This window comes from Halomonas sp. ALS9 (assembly GCF_001651035.1).
Classification (GTDB): domain Bacteria; phylum Pseudomonadota; class Gammaproteobacteria; order Pseudomonadales; family Halomonadaceae; genus Vreelandella.
This window is the reverse complement of the sequence record NZ_LXRG01000162.1, coordinates 1-773: the sequence shown is the minus strand read 5'-3', so window position 1 is coordinate 773 and position 773 is coordinate 1. Positions and strand designations below refer to the sequence as shown.

Genomic DNA, 773 nt, shown 5'->3' with positions numbered 1-773 from the left:
CGCAGCGTTTGCGCCTTGCGAGCCAGCTTTTCGACGAAGGCGTCGGCGACCGCATCCACTACGATCAGTCGCTCGGTGGACATACAGATCTGGCCCTGGTTGAAGAAGGCGCCAAAGGCGGCGGCCTCTACGGCGGCGTCCAGGTCAGCATCTTCAAGCACCACGAACGGGGCCTTTCCGCCCAGCTCCAGCAAGACCGGCTTAAGATGACGCGCCGCCTTCTCGGCAATAATGCGCCCCACCTGGGTAGAGCCGGTGAAATTGATGCGCCGTACGGCTTGATGCTCAATCAGTGCCTCAACCACCTCTGCAGCCTGCACCGGCGCATTGGTCACCACGTTCACGATGCCATCGCCCAGGCCAGCTTCAATCAGCACTTCGCCAATCAAATGGTGCGTCGCAGGGCACTGTTCAGAGGCCTTGAGAATCACCGTATTGCCACACGCCAGCGGTGTCGCGATGGCACGGGTACCCAGAATAATCGGCGCGTTCCAGGGGGCAATGCCCACCACCACGCCGCAGGGTACCCGCACCCCCATCGCCAAGCTGCCGGGCACATTAGAGGGAATTACCTCGCCACCTACCTGGGTGGTCAGCGACGCCGCTTCGCGCAGGATGCTGGCGGCGACCATGACGTTAAAGCCTGCCCAGCCTGGCGTAGCGCCGGTCTCATCGACCATGCGTTCGATAAAGTCAGCTTGCCGCGCCTCCATGACCTCTGCCGCTTTGAGCAGCTTGGCGCGTTTTTCGCCGGGGCCAGTTGCAGACCAAGC

At 62.4% G+C, this 773-nt stretch carries 1 protein-coding gene; it reads right to left on the bottom strand.

Features of this window, described 5'->3' with window-relative positions:
• A partial coding sequence (locus tag A6R74_RS10655) for an aldehyde dehydrogenase family protein (RefSeq protein WP_121499385.1) occupies window positions 1-773 on the bottom strand: 773 nt, incomplete at both ends.